This window comes from Novosphingobium sp. GW821-FHT09E05 (assembly GCF_059416165.1).
In genome coordinates, this window is the sequence record NZ_JBWKOQ010000006.1 from 40,240 (window position 1) to 55,548 (window position 15,309).

13 protein-coding genes and 1 tRNA gene are annotated in these 15,309 nt (G+C 67.8%); 5 read left to right on the plus strand and 9 right to left on the minus strand.

Annotated features, from left to right (window positions below; translation table 11 throughout):
- Positions 1 to 4 precede the first annotated feature (4 nt).
- The 8 genes from lspA to AC07M9_RS18650 all read right to left on the minus strand — a co-directional run bounded on the left by lspA (position 5) and on the right by AC07M9_RS18650 (position 7,564).
- Complete coding sequence (lspA, locus tag AC07M9_RS18615) at positions 5 to 541, minus strand: signal peptidase II (protein ID WP_494885823.1); 537 nt, start codon at positions 539 to 541, stop codon at positions 5 to 7.
- The gene (locus tag AC07M9_RS18620) at positions 541 to 3,537 is read right to left on the minus strand and encodes an isoleucine--tRNA ligase (RefSeq protein WP_494885824.1); all 2,997 of its coding nucleotides are present in this window, start codon (positions 3,535 to 3,537) and stop codon (positions 541 to 543) included. Before AC07M9_RS18620 ends, lspA begins: the two co-directional genes overlap by 1 nt.
- A gap of 54 nt (positions 3,538 to 3,591) precedes the next feature.
- Entirely contained in the window at positions 3,592 to 4,521 is a 930-nt protein-coding gene (locus AC07M9_RS18625; RefSeq protein ID WP_494885825.1) for a bifunctional riboflavin kinase/FAD synthetase, read from the minus strand.
- Positions 4,522 to 4,533: 12 nt separating this feature from the next.
- Complete coding sequence (locus tag AC07M9_RS18630) at positions 4,534 to 5,019, minus strand: dihydrofolate reductase (protein ID WP_494885827.1); 486 nt, start codon at positions 5,017 to 5,019, stop codon at positions 4,534 to 4,536.
- Between the two features lie 12 nt (positions 5,020 to 5,031).
- Positions 5,032 to 6,090 carry a 5-(carboxyamino)imidazole ribonucleotide synthase gene (locus tag AC07M9_RS18635; RefSeq protein WP_494885990.1) on the minus strand — a complete coding sequence of 353 codons (1,059 nt, stop codon included), beginning with the start codon at positions 6,088 to 6,090 and terminating at the stop codon, positions 5,032 to 5,034.
- Positions 6,091 to 6,118: 28 nt separating this feature from the next.
- Positions 6,119 to 6,574 carry a 5-(carboxyamino)imidazole ribonucleotide mutase gene (purE, locus tag AC07M9_RS18640; protein ID WP_494885991.1) on the minus strand — a complete coding sequence of 152 codons (456 nt, stop codon included), beginning with the start codon at positions 6,572 to 6,574 and terminating at the stop codon, positions 6,119 to 6,121.
- 33 nt (positions 6,575 to 6,607) lie between these two features.
- Positions 6,608 to 7,294, minus strand: a complete 687-nt coding sequence (gene gpmA, locus AC07M9_RS18645; RefSeq protein ID WP_494885829.1) for a 2,3-diphosphoglycerate-dependent phosphoglycerate mutase — start codon at positions 7,292 to 7,294, stop codon at positions 6,608 to 6,610.
- Positions 7,295 to 7,357: 63 nt separating this feature from the next.
- Positions 7,358 to 7,564 carry a hypothetical protein gene (locus tag AC07M9_RS18650; RefSeq protein ID WP_494885830.1) on the minus strand — a complete coding sequence of 69 codons (207 nt, stop codon included), beginning with the start codon at positions 7,562 to 7,564 and terminating at the stop codon, positions 7,358 to 7,360.
- 126 nt (positions 7,565 to 7,690) lie between these two features.
- Between AC07M9_RS18650 and AC07M9_RS18655 the strand changes: the two genes are divergently transcribed.
- From AC07M9_RS18655 to AC07M9_RS18670, 4 genes are all read left to right on the plus strand, one after another.
- A tRNA-Thr gene (locus AC07M9_RS18655) sits at positions 7,691 to 7,765 on the plus strand.
- 276 nt (positions 7,766 to 8,041) lie between these two features.
- Positions 8,042 to 10,855: a TonB-dependent receptor gene (locus AC07M9_RS18660; protein ID WP_494885832.1), complete on the plus strand. Its 2,814-nt coding sequence runs from the start codon at positions 8,042 to 8,044 to the stop codon at positions 10,853 to 10,855.
- Positions 10,855 to 11,964: a phytase gene (locus tag AC07M9_RS18665; RefSeq protein ID WP_494885833.1), complete on the plus strand. Its 1,110-nt coding sequence runs from the start codon at positions 10,855 to 10,857 to the stop codon at positions 11,962 to 11,964. Before AC07M9_RS18660 ends, AC07M9_RS18665 begins: the two co-directional genes overlap by 1 nt.
- 130 nt (positions 11,965 to 12,094) lie before the next feature.
- A complete protein-coding gene (locus AC07M9_RS18670) occupies positions 12,095 to 12,769 on the plus strand; it encodes a lytic transglycosylase domain-containing protein (RefSeq protein WP_494885834.1) in 675 nt (224 codons plus the stop codon).
- Between the two features lie 145 nt (positions 12,770 to 12,914).
- Here the strand turns inward: AC07M9_RS18670 and AC07M9_RS18675 are convergent, their stop codons facing one another.
- Positions 12,915 to 13,796, minus strand: coding sequence for a UTP--glucose-1-phosphate uridylyltransferase (locus AC07M9_RS18675; RefSeq protein WP_494885836.1), 882 nt, complete (start codon positions 13,794 to 13,796; stop codon positions 12,915 to 12,917).
- Between the two features lie 167 nt (positions 13,797 to 13,963).
- Here AC07M9_RS18675 and murA point away from each other — a divergent pair, with 167 nt between their 5' ends.
- Entirely contained in the window at positions 13,964 to 15,247 is a 1,284-nt protein-coding gene (gene murA / locus AC07M9_RS18680; RefSeq protein WP_494885838.1) for a UDP-N-acetylglucosamine 1-carboxyvinyltransferase, read from the plus strand.
- Positions 15,248 to 15,309: the final 62 nt, after the last annotated feature.

The following is a 15,309-nucleotide window of genomic DNA, read 5'->3' on the forward strand; positions in this document are numbered from 1 at the left end:
CAATTCAACTCGCATTCTTTTGAGCCTCGGGGGCGGGTTCCGCCGCTGTCTCGGGCTTTTCGCGCGAAAGCAGGGATCGGGCAAGGATTATCAGGACGCCGATGGTGATCGCCGCGTCGGCGAGATTGAAAATGAGGAAGGGGCGAAAACCGCCGATATGGAGGTCCGCATAGTCGATCACGTAGCCGACGTCGAAGCGGTCGCGGATGTTGCCGGCGGCGCCGCCAAGCACCATGCCCAGCGCCGCGATGTCGGGCAGCTTGCGCTCGCGCAGCAGCCAGACGAGCACGAAGGCGGCGATCGCGCCGGTCATCGCCACCAGCCCCCAGCGCGCCTCGGGCGAGCCGGCGGTGAACAGGCCGAGCGAGACGCCGAAGTTCTGCGTCCAGGTCAGGTTGAAGAACGGCAGGACGTAGATCTGGCCGATCTCGTTCAGCCGCAGGCCGCCGACCACCCAGTCCTTGATGCCGACATCGACGGCGAAGACGATGGCCGCGATCAGCAGGCCGATCAGCCGCTTGCGCCAGGGGTTCGCCGCCATCACGCCTGCGGCTCCATCGCGTCCACGACATCGTCGCAGCGGTCGCACAGGTCGCCGTCCACGGTGACTTCGGGGAGATGGCGCCAGCAGCGGCCGCACTTGTGGTCATGGGACGGGGTGACGCTCACACCCTCGCCCTGCCCGCGCGCGACTTTCGCGGTGATGAACAGTTCGGCCAGATCAGCCTCGGGAGCCGAGGCCGGTACGGTGACCTCGGCCGCCAGGCTGGAGCCGATGACCTTCTCGCGGCGCAGCGGCTCGATCGCCTCGGTGACGGCCGCGCGCAAGCCGCGAAGCTCGGCCCAGCGGTCGAGGTCGGCTTCGGCCACCGGCACTTCGGGCCATTCGAGCAGGTGGACGCTGCCCCCATCCGGATAGCGCGAGCCCCAGGTTTCCTCGGCGGTGAAGACGATCACCGGCGCGGCGTAGCGGATCAGCGCATGGAACAGCGTGTCGAGCACGGTGCGGTAGGCGCGGCGCTTCGGGTCCGTGGGCGCGTCGCAGTAGAGGCAGTCCTTGCGGATATCGAAGAAGAACGCCGAGAGGTCCTCGTTGCAGAAGTCGAGCAGCGAGCGGACGTACGTATTGAAGTCGAAGGCGTCGATCGCGGTGCGCAAGGTGGCGTCGAGCTTGCCCAGCAGGGCGAGCACGTAGCGCTCCAGCTCGGGCATGTCCGCCACGTCCACGCGCTCGGCCTCGTCGAAGCCGTCGAGCGCGCCGAGCAGGTAGCGCAGGGTGTTGCGCAGCTTGCGGTACTGGTCGGCCACGCCCTTGAGGATCTCGTCGCCGATGCGGTGGTCCTCGGTGAAGTCGACCGAGAGCGCCCAGAGGCGGATGATGTCGGCGCCGTTGGTCTCCATGACCTTGAGCGGGCTGATCGTGTTGCCCAGCGACTTCGACATCTTGAAGCCCTTGGCGTCCATCGTGAAGCCGTGGGTCAGGACCGCCTTGTAGGGCGCATGGCCGCGCGTCGCGGTGCTTTCCAGCAGCGAGGACTGGAACCAGCCGCGATGCTGGTCGGAGCCTTCGAGGTAGAGGTCGGCCTTGGGACCCTGATAGCCCTCGGGGCGCAGGAGGTCGGGCCAGCGGCCCGATTCGAGCACGAAGGCGTGGGTCGAGCCCGAATCGAACCAGACATCGAGAATGTCGACGACGCGCTCGTAGTCCTCGGCGGCGTATTCATTGCCGAGCAGGTCCTGCGCGGCCTCGTCCGACCAGGCATCGACGCCCTTCGCGAGGATCGCGGCAAGGATACGGTCGTTGACGGCCTCGTCGACGAGGTACTCGCCGGTCTTGCGGTGGACGAACAGGGTGATCGGCACGCCCCAGGCGCGCTGGCGCGAGAGCACCCAGTCGGGACGCCCCTCGACCATCGCGCCGATGCGGTTGCGGCCCTTGTCGGGGACGAAGCGGGTCTCGGCGATCGCCTCCAGCGCGGCCTCGCGCAGCGTCGGCGCGGAGCACAGGTCCTCCTCGACCGGGTCGATGGCGCCGCCCTCGTTCTCCCAGCGCGTGTCGGCGCGGGTCTTGGGCGAGATATGGGTCATCACCTTGTCCATCGGCACGAACCACTGCGGGGTGCAGCGGTAGATGACCTTGGCCTTGGAGCGCCACGAGTGCGGGTAACTGTGCTTGTAGTCCGCCGAGGCCGCCAGCAGCCCGCCCGCTTCGCGCAGGTCCGAGCAGATCGGGCCGTCGGGGGCGTTGAACTTGGGGTTGATGACCGAGCCTTCACCACCGCGCCAGAGCCAGTCCTCGCGGTACTTGCCGTCGGCCTCGACCACGAACTTGGGGCCGATGCCGTTGGCCTTGCACAGGTCGAAGTCGTCCTCGCCGTGGTCGGGCGCCATGTGGACGAGGCCGGTGCCGCTCTCGGTGGTGACGAAATCACCGGACAGGAACGGACGCGGTTCGGCGAAGAAGCCGCCGAGGTGGTGCATGGGATGGCGCGCGACGGTGCCGGCGAGGTCGTCACCATTTATTCGACCTCTGACTGGGCAGCCGATGATACCCAGCACGGTCATGCCCAAGTCGGACAGGTCGATTTGGAGTGCCGCCTGCTTCATGCGGCCCAAAAATTCATCTACTCGAGACTCTGCGATCAAGAATCTACCTTCAGGAAGAACTCCGGATGTCCTCAAACGAGATATCGCGGTGTCAAATTCTTCTCTGCTTATTTCTCGACTACCGCCGTACTCAAGGGACAACTCGACTAAAGTATATGGGATATCCGGCCCATAAGCCAAAGCCTGGTTCACCGGGATCGTCCAGGGCGTCGTCGTCCAGATCACCGCATGGGCGCCGACCAGTTCGGGCACCGCCGATTCGACGATCTCGAACGCCACGTCGATCTGGGTCGAGACGATGTCCTCGTACTCGACTTCGGCTTCGGCCAGCGCGGTCTTTTCGACCGGGCTCCACATCACCGGCTTGGCGCCGCGATAGAGCATGCCGTTAGCCGCGAACTTGAGGAGTTCGCCGACGATGGTGGCCTCCGCCTGGAAGTCCATCGTCAGGTAGGGGTTGTCCCAGTCGCCGTTGATGCCGAGGCGCTTCAACTGCTCCCGCTGCACGTTGACCCAGTTCTGGGCATAGGCGCGGCATTCGGCGCGGAATTCCTCGGCGGGAACCTCGTCCTTGTTCTTCTTCTTCTTGCGGTACTCTTCCTCGACCTTCCACTCGATGGGCAGGCCGTGGCAGTCCCAGCCGGGCACGTAGGGCGCGTCCTTGCCCAGCAGCGTCTGCGTGCGCACCACCATGTCCTTGAGGATGTGGTTGAGCGCATGGCCGATGTGCATGTCGCCATTGGCGTAGGGCGGGCCGTCGTGGAGGATGAACTTTTCGCGCCCCGCGCGGGCGTCGCGGGTCTTGCGGTAAATATCGTCGGCCTGCCAGCGCGCGAGAATGCCCGGCTCCTTCTGGGGGAGCCCGGCCTTCATGGGGAAATCGGTCTTCGGCAGGAAGACGGTTGCTCTGTAATCGCGCTGTTCGGTCATGACGGGACGCGCACTAGAGCAAATGCAGGTTTGTTGGAAGTGTGGGCAGACCGATTACAGCTTCGCCAGCAGTTCCCGTGCGCGGTCGCAGTCCCAGCCCATCTGCTCGATCAGCGCGTCGAGCGAATCGAACTTCGCCTCGGGGCGCAGGAAGTGGTGGAAGGCCACCTCGATCTCCTGCCCGTAGAGGTCGCCCGCGAAGTCGAAGAAGTGCGGTTCGAGCAGTTCCTTGGGCGGGTCGAAGGTGGGGCGGATGCCGATGTTGGCGGCGCCGGTCACCACGCGGCCGTCGGGCATGCGGCCGGTCACCGCGTAGATGCCGTAGAGCGGTCGCAGGTACGTCGCCATGTCGAGGTTGGCGGTGGGAAAGCCGATGGTGCGGCCCAGCTTGTCGCCGTGCTGCACGCGGCCGCGGATGGCGAAGGGGCGGGTCAGCAGGCGCGCCGCCGTCTCGCAGTCGCCCGATTTCAGCGCGGCGCGGATGCGGCTGGAGGAGACGGTGCCCTCGGCGTCGCTGACCGGGCCGACCGTGCGGCCTTCCAGACCATGCCGCGCGCCGACTTCGCTGAGGACGCGCGGGTTGCCGCCGCGCGCGCGGCCGAAGGTGAAGTCGTCTCCGGTCACGACGCCCGCCGCGCCCATGTGGCGCACCAGCATTTCCTCGACCCAGTGGTCGGCGGGCATCGCCGCCATCGCCGCGTCGAAATGCAGCACCAGCATCGCGTCCGCCCCGGCGGCGGCGAACAGCTCCTGCCGCTGGTCGAGCGTAGTGAGGCGGAAGGGCTCGGCGTCGGGCTTGAAGTGACGGACGGGATGCGGATCGAAGGTGGCGACGATGGCCGGGCGGCCCTCGGCTTTCGCCCAGCGGATCGCCTCGCCCACGACGGCCTGGTGGCCCTGGTGGAACCCGTCGAAGTTACCCAGCGCCAGCACGGCGCCGCGCAGCGAATCGGGAACAGGCAGGCGGTTGTCGAGGCGAATCATGGGTGCAAGGGCCTATAGGGCGCGCGCGAGCGACACGAAAGCGTGCGCCGGATAGGAACCGTCAGCCGGATGCTCCTCGCGCGCGGTCTCGCGCCAGTCGGGGCCGAGCGGGGGCATGTGGGTGTCGCCGGGGTAGTCGGCGTGGACTTCGGTCAGCTCGATCCGGTCGGCGCGATCGCGGAACAGCGCATAGATCTGCGCGCCGCCGATCACCGCCACTTCGCCCTCGCCCGCCAGCGCGAGCGCTTCGTCCACCGAATGCGCGACTTCGGCGCCCGGCGCGCTCCATGCGGCATCGCGGGTGAGCACGATGTGGCGGCGGCCGGGAAGCGGGGACGGGAAGCTCTCGAAGGTCTTGCGGCCCATCACCATCGGCTTGCCCATGGTCAGCGCCTTGAACCGCTTGAGGTCGGCCGGCAGGCGCCAGGGCAGCGCGCCGTCGCGGCCGATCGTGCCGTTGCCCGCGCGGGCGTAGATGAGGAAGAGGTCCTGCGCCACGCCCCTGCCGCCTCAGCCCAGTGTCAGACGGGTGACGTGGCCCATCTTGCGACCGGGGCGCGCGGCGGCCTTGCCGTAGAGGTGGAGGTGGTTGGCGGGATCGGCGAGGATCGCCGGCCAGTCGTGCGCCTCGTCGCCGATGAGGTTGCGCATCTCCACGCCCTTCGCGGCCATGCCGGTGCCGCCCAGCGGCAGCCCGCAGATGGCGCGGACGTGGTTCTCGAACTGCGAGGTGACCGCGCCCTCGATGGTCCAGTGGCCGGAGTTGTGGACGCGCGGGGCCATCTCGTTGAACACCGGCCCCTCTTCGGTCGCGAAGAACTCCAGCGTCAGCACGCCGACGTAGTCGAGCGCCTTGGCGACCCTGGCGGCGAGTTCGCGCGCGGCGGGGACCTGCGCGAGCAGGGCGCCCGGCGCAGGCAGGGTGCTGAGCGCGAGGATCCCGCTCTCGTGGACGTTGTGCGCCGAATCGAAGAAGCGGATGTCGCCGTCCGCGCCCCGGCACAGGATCACCGAGAACTCGGCGAAGAAGGTGACGAAGCCTTCGTAGACCAGCGATGTGTCGGGCAGGACGAGGCCATCGGCGTCCTCGGGCGCCATGATGCGCCACTGGCCCTTGCCGTCGTAACCGTCGCGCCGGGTCTTGAGGATGCCGGGCGCGCCGATGCTCGCGATGGCCGCGGCGAGGTCGGCGGCGCTGTCGACGGGAGCGAAGGGCGCCGGGATACCGCCGAGATCGCTGACGAAGCGCTTCTCGTTGAGACGGTCCTGCGCCGTCTCCAGCGCGCGGGCGTGGGCGAGCAGCGGGGTATCGCCCAGCGCGGCGAGCGGGGCGACGGGGACGTTCTCGAACTCATAGGTGACGACGGCGCAGTCGGCGGCGAAGCGGGCCATGGCCTCGGCGTCGTCCCAGGGCGCGCAGGTGAACTGGGCGCAGACGTCGGCGGCGATGGAGTCGGCCTCGGGCGCGTAGACGTGGCAGCGGTAGCCGAGCTGCGCGGCGGCCACGGCGATCATCCGGCCGAGCTGGCCGCCGCCGAGAATGCCGATGGTTTCGCCGGGGGGGATCATCATGCCTCGATCAGTATCCGTATGAGGGTCAGGCCGGACGCTCGGCGACGCTCGCCGTCTGCGCCGCGCGGAAGTCCTTGAGCCTGGCCGCCAGCGCATCATCCGCAGTTGCGAGGATCGCGGCGGCGAGCAGGCCTGCGTTGGCCGCCCCCGCCTCGCCGATCGCCAGCGTGCCGACCGGGATGCCGGCGGGCATCTGCACGATCGAGAGCAGGCTGTCCTGCCCCGAGAGCGCCTTGGACTGAACCGGCACGCCCAGCACCGGCAGGTGCGTCATCGAGGCGACCATGCCGGGCAGGTGGGCGGCGCCCCCGGCTCCGGCGACGATCACCTTGAAGCCCTCGGCCTCGGCGCCCTTGGCGAAGTCCACCAGCCGCTCGGGCGTGCGGTGCGCCGAGACGATCCGCGCGTCCCAAGCGACGCCCAGCTTGTCGAGCATCTCGGCGGCCTTGATCATGGTCGGCCAGTCGGACTGGCTGCCCATGACGATAGCAACGGGAACCGTCTCAGCCACCTATCAACGCTCCGAAAGGTAGTAGCGGTCGAGCACGGCGAGATCGTCGTCGAGATCGTAGACGATCGGCTGCCCGGTCGGGATCTCGAGGCCGGTGATCTCCTCGTCGGAAATGCCCGAGAGGTGCTTGACCAGCGCGCGCAAGCTGTTGCCGTGTGCGGCGACCAGCACGGTCGATCCGGCGTGGAGGTGCGGGACGATCGAGCCTTCGTAATAAGGCAGGACGCGCGCGATGGTGTCCTTGAGGCTTTCGGTCATCGGCACGTCGATGCCGGCGTAGCGCTCGTCGCTCGACAGGTCGAACTCGCTGCCGCGCTCGAGCACCGGCGGCGGGATGTCGAAGCTGCGGCGCCAGATCTTCACCTGGTCCTCGCCGTGCTTGGCCGCCGTCTCCGCCTTGTCGAGGCCGGTGAGGCCGCCGTAGTGGCGCTCGTTCAGGCGCCAGTCCTTGGTCTCGGGGATCCACAGGATGCCGGCGGCTTCGAGCGCGAAGTGCAGCGTCTTGATCGCGCGGGTCTGCAGCGAGGTGAAGGCGACGTCGGGCAGCAGGCCCTTGTCCTTGAGCAGCGCGCCGGCGGCGCGGGCCTCGGCCTCGCCCTTCGCGGTGACGTCGACGTCCCACCAGCCGGTGAAGCGGTTCTCGAGGTTCCATTGGCTCTGGCCGTGGCGGAGAAGGATCAGGCGAGGCAAGGCATAGCTCCCTTTGCTGGCGACGCGCCGCGCCGCGAGGTCGATCAAACTGCTGGGGAGCCCCTAGCTTTCCGGGGGCGCTTTGGGAAGCCTGACCGATTCGCCATCCGCATTGATCGCGCCGTCGTCCGGGCCGGAAGCCGAGAGCGCGCGGGCCTGGGCCTTGCGGCGGCGCAGGTTCTCGCGCAGCTTGGCGGCCAGCCTGTCCTCGCGCGCCAGCTTTTCCGCCGCCTTGGGCGCCCGCGCCGGTGTCCCTCGATCGTCGCTCATGCCCCCGGCAATGGCGCCGCGCCCGAAAAAGCGCAAGCGGCGCTTGACAAGCGGCGCGGCCACGGACAATAGCGCGGCCCTGCCCCGGGTGACCGGGACATGCCCCGCCGCCGGGGCCGGAACGGCGCTGCTGTAGCTCAGTGGTAGAGCGCGTCATTGGTAATGACGAGGTCGGGAGTTCAATCCTCCCTAGCAGCACCATTCTCCCCCAACTCCCTGCGACGACATCGAAACACCGCGTCGTCCCCGGCCTGACCGGGGACCGCCGCCGAGGCCGCGCGCGTTCGGGTCCGAACGCCGCGTCGCAGGTGGGATGGGGCACGCTCTCTTCTCAAGGGTACGACGCGGCATGGCCCGGTGCCGTGGAGGCCGTGCGCACTGTCATCGAACCGTCATCACAACACCACCGGACTGTCATGAAACCCGCTTAGGGGCCCCTGCAAGACATACAACGTCGTACAGGGAATCTTTCCAGACATGACTCGTTCGATCCAGCTCCTCGCGGGGCTGCTCGCCTCGGCCTCCTTCGCCACGATCGCCCACGCGGGCGAGGTCGCCGGCCACGTCAACGACGCCACCGGCGCGCGCGGCCTGCAGTCGGCCACGGTCCGCATCGTCGAACTGAACCGCACCGCCGAGACCGACCGTGCCGGCACTTACGTGTTCGGCGACGTGCCCGCCGGCACTTACACGCTGGAGGCCCGCTACGTCGGCGCCGAAGTCACCACGCAGAGCCTCACCGTCCCCGCGAGCGGCCGCGTTTCGAACGATTTCAACCTCGACGCGGTGGGCGGCGGCGACATCCTCGTCACCGGCCAGACCGCCAACCTCACCAGCGCCCTGTCGCGCCAGAAGGCCGCCGACGGCGTCGAATCGGTCCTGACGCGCGATGCCGTGGGCCAGTTCCCCGACCAGAACGTCGCCGAATCGCTGCGCCGCCTCCCCGGCGTCAACATCCTCAACGACCAGGGCGAAGGCCGCTTCGTCTCGGTGCGCGGCCTCGACCCCGACCTCAACGGCACGTCGGTCAACGGCGTGCGCATGCCCGCTCCCGAATCGGACGTCCGCTCGGTCGCGCTCGACGTCATCTCTTCGGACACCATCGAATCGATCGAGGTGAAGAAGAGCTTCACCCCCGACATGGACGGCGACTTCATCGGCGCCTCGGTCGAGATCAACACCACCAGCGCGTTCGATTCGAAGAAGAACCGCTACTCGGTCACCGCCGAGGGCAGCTGGAACGACTATTCGGGCAAGGTGACCCCGAAGGGCGCCTTCGACTTCACCCAGAAGATCGGCGACGACTTCGGCATCGCCGGCTCGGTCAGCTACTACAAGCGCAAGTTCGAGACCGACAACGTCGAGACCGGCGGCTGGCACGCGGGCGACGACGGCCAGGCCTGGGCCGACTCGGTCGAGTACCGCGACTACGACGTCGAGCGCACCCGCATCAACGCGGCGCTTTCGGCCGACTGGCGCGTGTCCGACACCACCAAGGCCTTCGTGCGCGGCAACTGGGCCCAGTTCGACGACCACGAATACCGCCGCCGCACCACGCTCGACTTCGGCGATTTCGAGGATGACGGCCCGAGCTCGATCACCGACTCCAGCGCGACCTTCGACGGCGCCGACCAGCGCATCACCGTCGAGCGCGACCTCAAGGACCGCTTCGAGCGCCAGCGCATCCGCTCGGTCTCGATCGGCAGCGACACCGATACCGGCACCTGGAAGTTCAACTGGCTGGGCAGCTACGCCAAGTCGACCGAGTACGAGAACGGCTCGATCGACCCGACCTCGTTCCGCGCGCGCTTCCGCTCGGGCACGGTCGTCGCCATCGACAACAGCAAGACCTATTACCCGACCTATTCGGTCACCAGCGGCGCCGACAGCTTCAACGATGCGTCGGAATACGAGTTCGACAAGACCGAGCTGACCACCCTGTCCGACAGCCGGGACGAGGAATGGGCGCTCAAGGCCGACCTCGCCCGCACGTTCGCCGGCAGCGACGGCGACTTCACCGTCCAGGCGGGCGCCAAGGCGCGCTGGCGCAAGAAGTCGTACAACTTCAACATGTCGTACCTCGATCTGGCCGACGGCGCCGACTACACGCTGGCCGACGTGCTGGGCACGCAGACCTACCGCCTGGTCGACATGGGCCCGGTCTCCAGCAAGACCGGCCCGCGCGATTTCCTCGACGCCAATCCCGACGCCTTCGAGGTGAACCCCTACGAGAGCGACCTTGCTTCGGCGACCGACGACTACTCGGTCAAGGAAGACATCATCGCCGGCTACGCGCTGGCGCGCTGGGACAGCTCGACGCTGCGCGTCATCGGCGGCGTACGCATGGAGCACACCAAGAACGAACTGAACGGCAACCTCGTCACCGACCTCGAGGAAGAGGAAGAGGTCATCGTCGACCCCGTGCAGTACAAGCGCAGCTACACCAACTGGCTGCCGAGCCTGACCCTGCGCTTCAGCCCGCAGCAGAACCTCGTCGCCCGCCTCGCCGGCTACAAGACCGTCGTGCGCCCCAAGTTCTCGCAGCTGGCCCCGCGCTACACCGTGAACGAGGACAACGAGGCCGAGTTCGGCAACCCGGACCTCAAGCCCTACCAGGCCTGGAACCTCGACGCGGGCTTCGAATACTACTTCGCCAACAACGGCGCGCTCTCGGTCGGCGGCTTCTACAAGTCGGTAAAGGACTACACCTACGAGCAGGTGCTGCGTGACGGCGCCGTGATCGACGGCGTCGCCTACGACCAGGTGACGATCCCGGTGAACGGCGACACCGCCGAGATCGCCGGTGTGGAAGTCAGCTACAGCCAGGTCTTCTCGATGCTGCCTTCGCCGTTCGACGGCCTGCTCGCCCAGGTGAACTACACCTACACCTACGCGCGCGGCACCGTGCTGCAGGAAGGCGAGGACGCCGAGGGCAACGCGATCGACATCAAACGCCGCATCTCGCTGCCCAGCTCGGCGAAGAACACCTTCAACGTCGTGCTCGGCTACGAGAAGGGCCCGGTGTCCTTGCGCGCCGCCGGCACCTTCCGCGACAAGTACCTCGACGAGGTGGGCGGCGACAGCGAGGAGGACCGCGTGGTCAACCAGCACTTCCAGGTCGACCTCTCGGCCAAGTACAAGCTGACCGACAACATCCGCCTCTTCGCGGACTGGGTGAACGTCAACAACGCGAAGTACTTCGCCTACCAGAACCTCGCGGGCGCCAAGCGCGTGCTGCAGTACGAGGAATACGGCTCGACCGTGAAGTTCGGCGCGCGGGTGTCGTTCTGATGCGCCTTCTTGCCCTCGCAAAGCTGGGTTCGGGAGCAGTGCTCCCGGCCCTGCTGCTGGCCGGCTGCGCTTCCACCGGCACCGGCGTTGCCGCTGATGCGGCCTTACGCCCACGCTATCCCGCTGCTAATGTCCCCGCGCAGGCCGAGACGGTCCCGGTCGGCACCGGCAATGCCGATGCCGCCGACGACCCGGCGATCTGGCGCAACGCCGCCAACCCCGCCGCCAGCCTCGTGCTGGGGACGGACAAGAAGGCGGGGCTCTACGTCTACGGCCTCGACGGCCAGGTGCGCGATTTCTCCCCCGCCGGAGCGCTGAACAACGCCGATTTGCGCGAAGTGCGCATGCCCGGCGGCGCCCCCCGCATCCTCGTCGGCGCCAGCGACCGCACCGACCGCGCCGAGCCGAAGATCGCCCTGTTCACGCTCGACGGCGCGACCGGCAAGCTCACGGTGCTGGGAACCGAGCCGTTCCTCAAGCCCGGCCACGCCCCGGCCGAAGCCTACGGCTTCTGCATGGGCGCCCCCCTCGCCCCCGGCGAACTGGCGCGCGCCTATGTCGTCCTCAAGGACGGCACCGTCGCCGAAAGCCGCCTCGTCGAGCGCGGCGGCAAGGTCGCGGCCGAGCACCTGCGCGACGTCAAGTTCGCAACCCAGTCCGAGGGCTGCGTGGTCGATGACGTGACCAAGACGCTCTACGTCGCCGAGGAAGACGTCGCGATCTGGAAGGTCCCGCTCTCAGGCGCGGCGCTCACCGCCCAGAGCTACGCCAGGGTCGGCGAGACGGACGGGCTCGTCGATGATATCGAGGGCCTCGCCATCGCGCGCCAGGCCGATGGCCGCGCCTGGCTGGTCGCCTCGAGCCAGGGCGACAACGCCTATGCGCTGTTCGACCTCGACACCGACAAGCCTGCCGGCCGCTTCCGCATCGAGGGCGGCACGCTCGGCGGCACCAGCGACACCGACGGCATCGAAGTGATCCTCGGCGATTTCGGCCCGGCCTTCCCCGAGGGCCTGTTCATCGCCCAGGACGGCGACAACGCCCCCAAGGCGCAGAACTTCAAGATGCTGTCCTGGAAGGCCATTCGCACCGCACTGGGAATGAAGTAAAAGGCAGAGGCCCGGCCGCGCAACCTCCCGGTGAAGCCGGGCCGGGGACGACAAACGAAAGACGCGCATCCGCATGTCATTCGTGCCGCGGATGCAACAGGACGACGGCCATGGTCAGGGAATCGTATCGATGACGCGCAAGGATGCTCTGGGTGCCGTTCTGGCGCTGCTGGGTAGCGTCTCGCCCGGCCTGGCTCATGCCGACGTCATGCAGATCGGCGATGCCGGCGCCGAGTGGGTCGCGGGCGGCCCCACGGCGCTTGCGCTGCCCGATCTTGCACAGGTCGACCCCGCGTCCGGCGTCGGCTTCATCGGCACCACGGTCGCCACCGCGCCGTCAGAGGTCGCGGAAACGCCCTTCGCGGTCGATGCCGAGCCCCATCCGCTGTCCCTCACGCAGGCGCTCGACTCCGCCGGTCCCACCCGCTGGCGGACCAGCGTCGCGGCCCTGGCCGCCAAATACGACATCAGCCCCGCCCTGCTCGAAGCGGTGGTCTGGCAGGAAAGCCGCTGGAACGAACGCGCCATGTCGCCTGTCGGCGCGCGCGGCCTTGCCCAGCTGATGCCCGGCACCGCCGCGCAGATGGGCGTCAACTCCGCCGATCCGACCTCCAACCTCGAAGGCGGGGCGCGCTACCTGCGCATGCAGCTCGACGCCTTCGGCGGCAACATCGAGAAGGCGCTCGCCGCCTACAACGCCGGCCCCGCGCGCGTGGTCAAGGCCGGCGGCATCCCCAACATCCGCGAGACCCAGCTCTACGTCGCCGCCATCATGGCACGGCTGACCGATCCGGTCCGGCAGTAGCCGACCGCCATCCTTCCCGATCAAGACTTACCTTTGATTTCAAAAACCCCTTCACGGGGATGACGAGTTAGGGGGCAGCTCACGCAAAGAAAGAGAGCGCCGCCTCCCGGCAGCGCGCTCTTGAGAAATCCGCGAGGATCGAAACTCAGCCCAGCAGCTTCTTCGCCATGGCGCGCACATCGTCGCGCAGGTCGTGACGGTCAAGCGCAATGGCCAGGGTCGCCTCGACGAAGCCCAGCTTGGAACCGCAGTCGAAGCGGCGGCCGGCAAAGGTGACGGCGTGGAACGGCTGCTGGCCGATCAGCTTGGCCATCGAATCGGTCAGCTGGATCTCGCCGCCCGCGCCCTTGCCCTGGGTTTCGAGCAGTCCCATGACTTCGGGCTGGAGGATATAGCGGCCCGAGACGATCTTGTTCGAGGGCGCGTCGGCGACCTTGGGTTTCTCGACCAGGCCCTTGACCTCGGTGAGTGCGCCGTTGACCGCGCCGGGCGCGATGACGCCGTAGCTGGAAACCTCCTCCATCGGCACTTCGAGCACCGAGACGAGGTTGCCGCCCACTTCGTTGTAGGCCTCGACCATCTGCGCCATGCAGCCGGGGGTGCCGTACATCAGTTCGTCGGGGAGGAAGATCGCGAAAGGCTCGTCGCCGATCACCGCGCGCGCGCACCACACCGCGTGGCCGAGGCCGAGCGGAACCTGCTGGCGCACGGTGACGAGGTTGCCCGGCTGGATGCGCGTGGATTCTAGCGGCTCGAGCGACTTGCCGCGCGAGGTCATCGTTGCTTCCAGCTCGTAGGCGGTGTCGAAGTGCTCGACGATCGCGGTCTTGCCGCGGCCGGTGACGAACACGAATTCCTCGATCCCCGCCTCGCGCGCCTCATCGACGGCGTACTGGATCAGCGGCCGGTCGACGACGGGCAGCAGTTCCTTCGGAATCGCCTTGGTGGCGGGGAGGAAGCGGGTGCCGAGGCCGGCGACGGGGAAGACGGCCTTGCGGACGGGCTTGCGGAAGGTGTTGTCACTCATGGAACCGGATCGTGCCTCGCTCATGTTGCAGTGCGGTTAAAGCCGTTAAATGCGTATTGCGCAACAAGGCCATATTAACCCTAAGGAAGCTTTAATCCGCCGTTCTTTTCGGCTGGAACGCCTCGCCGCCCCGTTGCCCGGCCCGCGTTTGCCGCTAAAGGACGGGGATGGACAAGATCATCATCGAGGGCGGCAAGCGCCTTTCCGGCACGATTCCCGTCTCGGGTGCCAAGAACGCCGCGCTGACGCTGGTGCCCTGCGCGCTGCTCACCGAAGAGCCGCTGACGCTGCGCAACCTGCCGCGCCTTGCCGACATCGACGGCTTCCAGCACCTGATGAACCAGTTCGGCGTCTCGACCGCGATCGCCGGCAGCCGTCCCGAGGACTTCGGCCGCGTCATGACGCTGCAGGCGACGCGGATCACCAGCTCGGTCGCGCCCTACGATCTCGTGCGCAAGATGCGCGCCTCGATCCTGGTGCTGGGGCCCATGCTGGCGCGCATGGGCGAGGCGACCGTGTCGCTGCCCGGCGGCTGTGCCATCGGCAACCGCCCGATCGACCTGCATCTCAAGGTCATGGAAGCGCTGGGCGCGACGATCGAGATGGCGGCCGGATACGTGCGCGCCATTGCGCCCGACGGCGGCCTGCCCGGCGGGCGCTACTCTTTCCCCGTGGTGTCGGTAGGCGCGACAGAGAATGCGCTGATGACCGCCGTGCTGTGCAACGGCAAGTCCACCCTCCACAATGCCGCCCGTGAGCCCGAGATCGTCGACTTGTGCAACCTGCTGGTCGCCATGGGTGCACAGATCGAGGGCATCGGCACCTCGGACATCACCATCCACGGCGTCCCGCGCCTCCACGGCGCGACCTACATGGTCATGCCCGACCGCATCGAGGCCGGCTCCTACGCCTGCGCCGCCGCGATCACCGGCGGTGAAGTCACGCTCAAGGGCGCGAAGATCGAGGACATGGAAGCCACCGTGCAGGCCCTGCGCGATGCCGGCGTCCACGTCGAGCCCACGACGGAAGGCCTCCACGTCGCCGCCGACGGCAAGCTGCGCCCGGTCACCCTGTCCACCGCGCCCTACCCCGGCTTCGCGACGGACATGCAGGCCCAGCTCATGGCCCTGCTGTGCCGCGCCGAGGGATCGAGCGTCCTGACCGAGACGATCTTCGAGAATCGCTACATGCACGTTCCCGAACTGAACCGCATGGGCGCGCGGATCGAGACCAAGGGCCGCACCGCCATCGTCCACGGCGTCGACAAGCTGACCGGCGCCGACGTCATGGCAACCGACCTGCGTGCCTCGATGAGCCTCGTCATCGCCGGCCTCGCCGCCGAGGGCCAGACGCAGGTCCATCGCCTCTACCACCTCGACCGTGGCTACGAGCGGCTGGAAGAGAAGCTGGCGCTGGTTGGCGCGCAGATCGAACGAGTCGGCGGAGAGTAGTCAAAATCCGCCGAGGCGGATTGGCGAAAGACATTCCGCTCAGGCGCGAAATGCCAGAAACC

What these genes read in the sequence shown, in the direction of transcription:
- AC07M9_RS18650 (WP_494885830.1), bottom strand. Translation starts at nt 7,564, where the DNA reads ATGAGCGACGATCGAGGGACACCGGCGCGGGCGCCCAAGGCGGCGGAA.
- AC07M9_RS18625 (WP_494885825.1), bottom strand. Translation starts at nt 4,521, where the DNA reads ATGATTCGCCTCGACAACCGCCTGCCTGTTCCCGATTCGCTGCGCGGC.
- AC07M9_RS18665 (WP_494885833.1), top strand. Translation starts at nt 10,855, where the DNA reads ATGCGCCTTCTTGCCCTCGCAAAGCTGGGTTCGGGAGCAGTGCTCCCG.
- AC07M9_RS18675 (WP_494885836.1), bottom strand. Translation starts at nt 13,796, where the DNA reads ATGAGTGACAACACCTTCCGCAAGCCCGTCCGCAAGGCCGTCTTCCCC.
- AC07M9_RS18620 (WP_494885824.1), bottom strand. Translation starts at nt 3,537, where the DNA reads ATGACCGAACAGCGCGATTACAGAGCAACCGTCTTCCTGCCGAAGACC.
- AC07M9_RS18660 (WP_494885832.1), top strand. Translation starts at nt 8,042, where the DNA reads ATGACTCGTTCGATCCAGCTCCTCGCGGGGCTGCTCGCCTCGGCCTCC.
- purE (WP_494885991.1), bottom strand. Translation starts at nt 6,574, where the DNA reads ATGGGCAGCCAGTCCGACTGGCCGACCATGATCAAGGCCGCCGAGATG.
- AC07M9_RS18670 (WP_494885834.1), top strand. Translation starts at nt 12,095, where the DNA reads ATGACGCGCAAGGATGCTCTGGGTGCCGTTCTGGCGCTGCTGGGTAGC.
- lspA (WP_494885823.1), bottom strand. Translation starts at nt 541, where the DNA reads ATGGCGGCGAACCCCTGGCGCAAGCGGCTGATCGGCCTGCTGATCGCG.
- murA (WP_494885838.1), top strand. Translation starts at nt 13,964, where the DNA reads ATGGACAAGATCATCATCGAGGGCGGCAAGCGCCTTTCCGGCACGATT.
- AC07M9_RS18635 (WP_494885990.1), bottom strand. Translation starts at nt 6,090, where the DNA reads ATGATCCCCCCCGGCGAAACCATCGGCATTCTCGGCGGCGGCCAGCTC.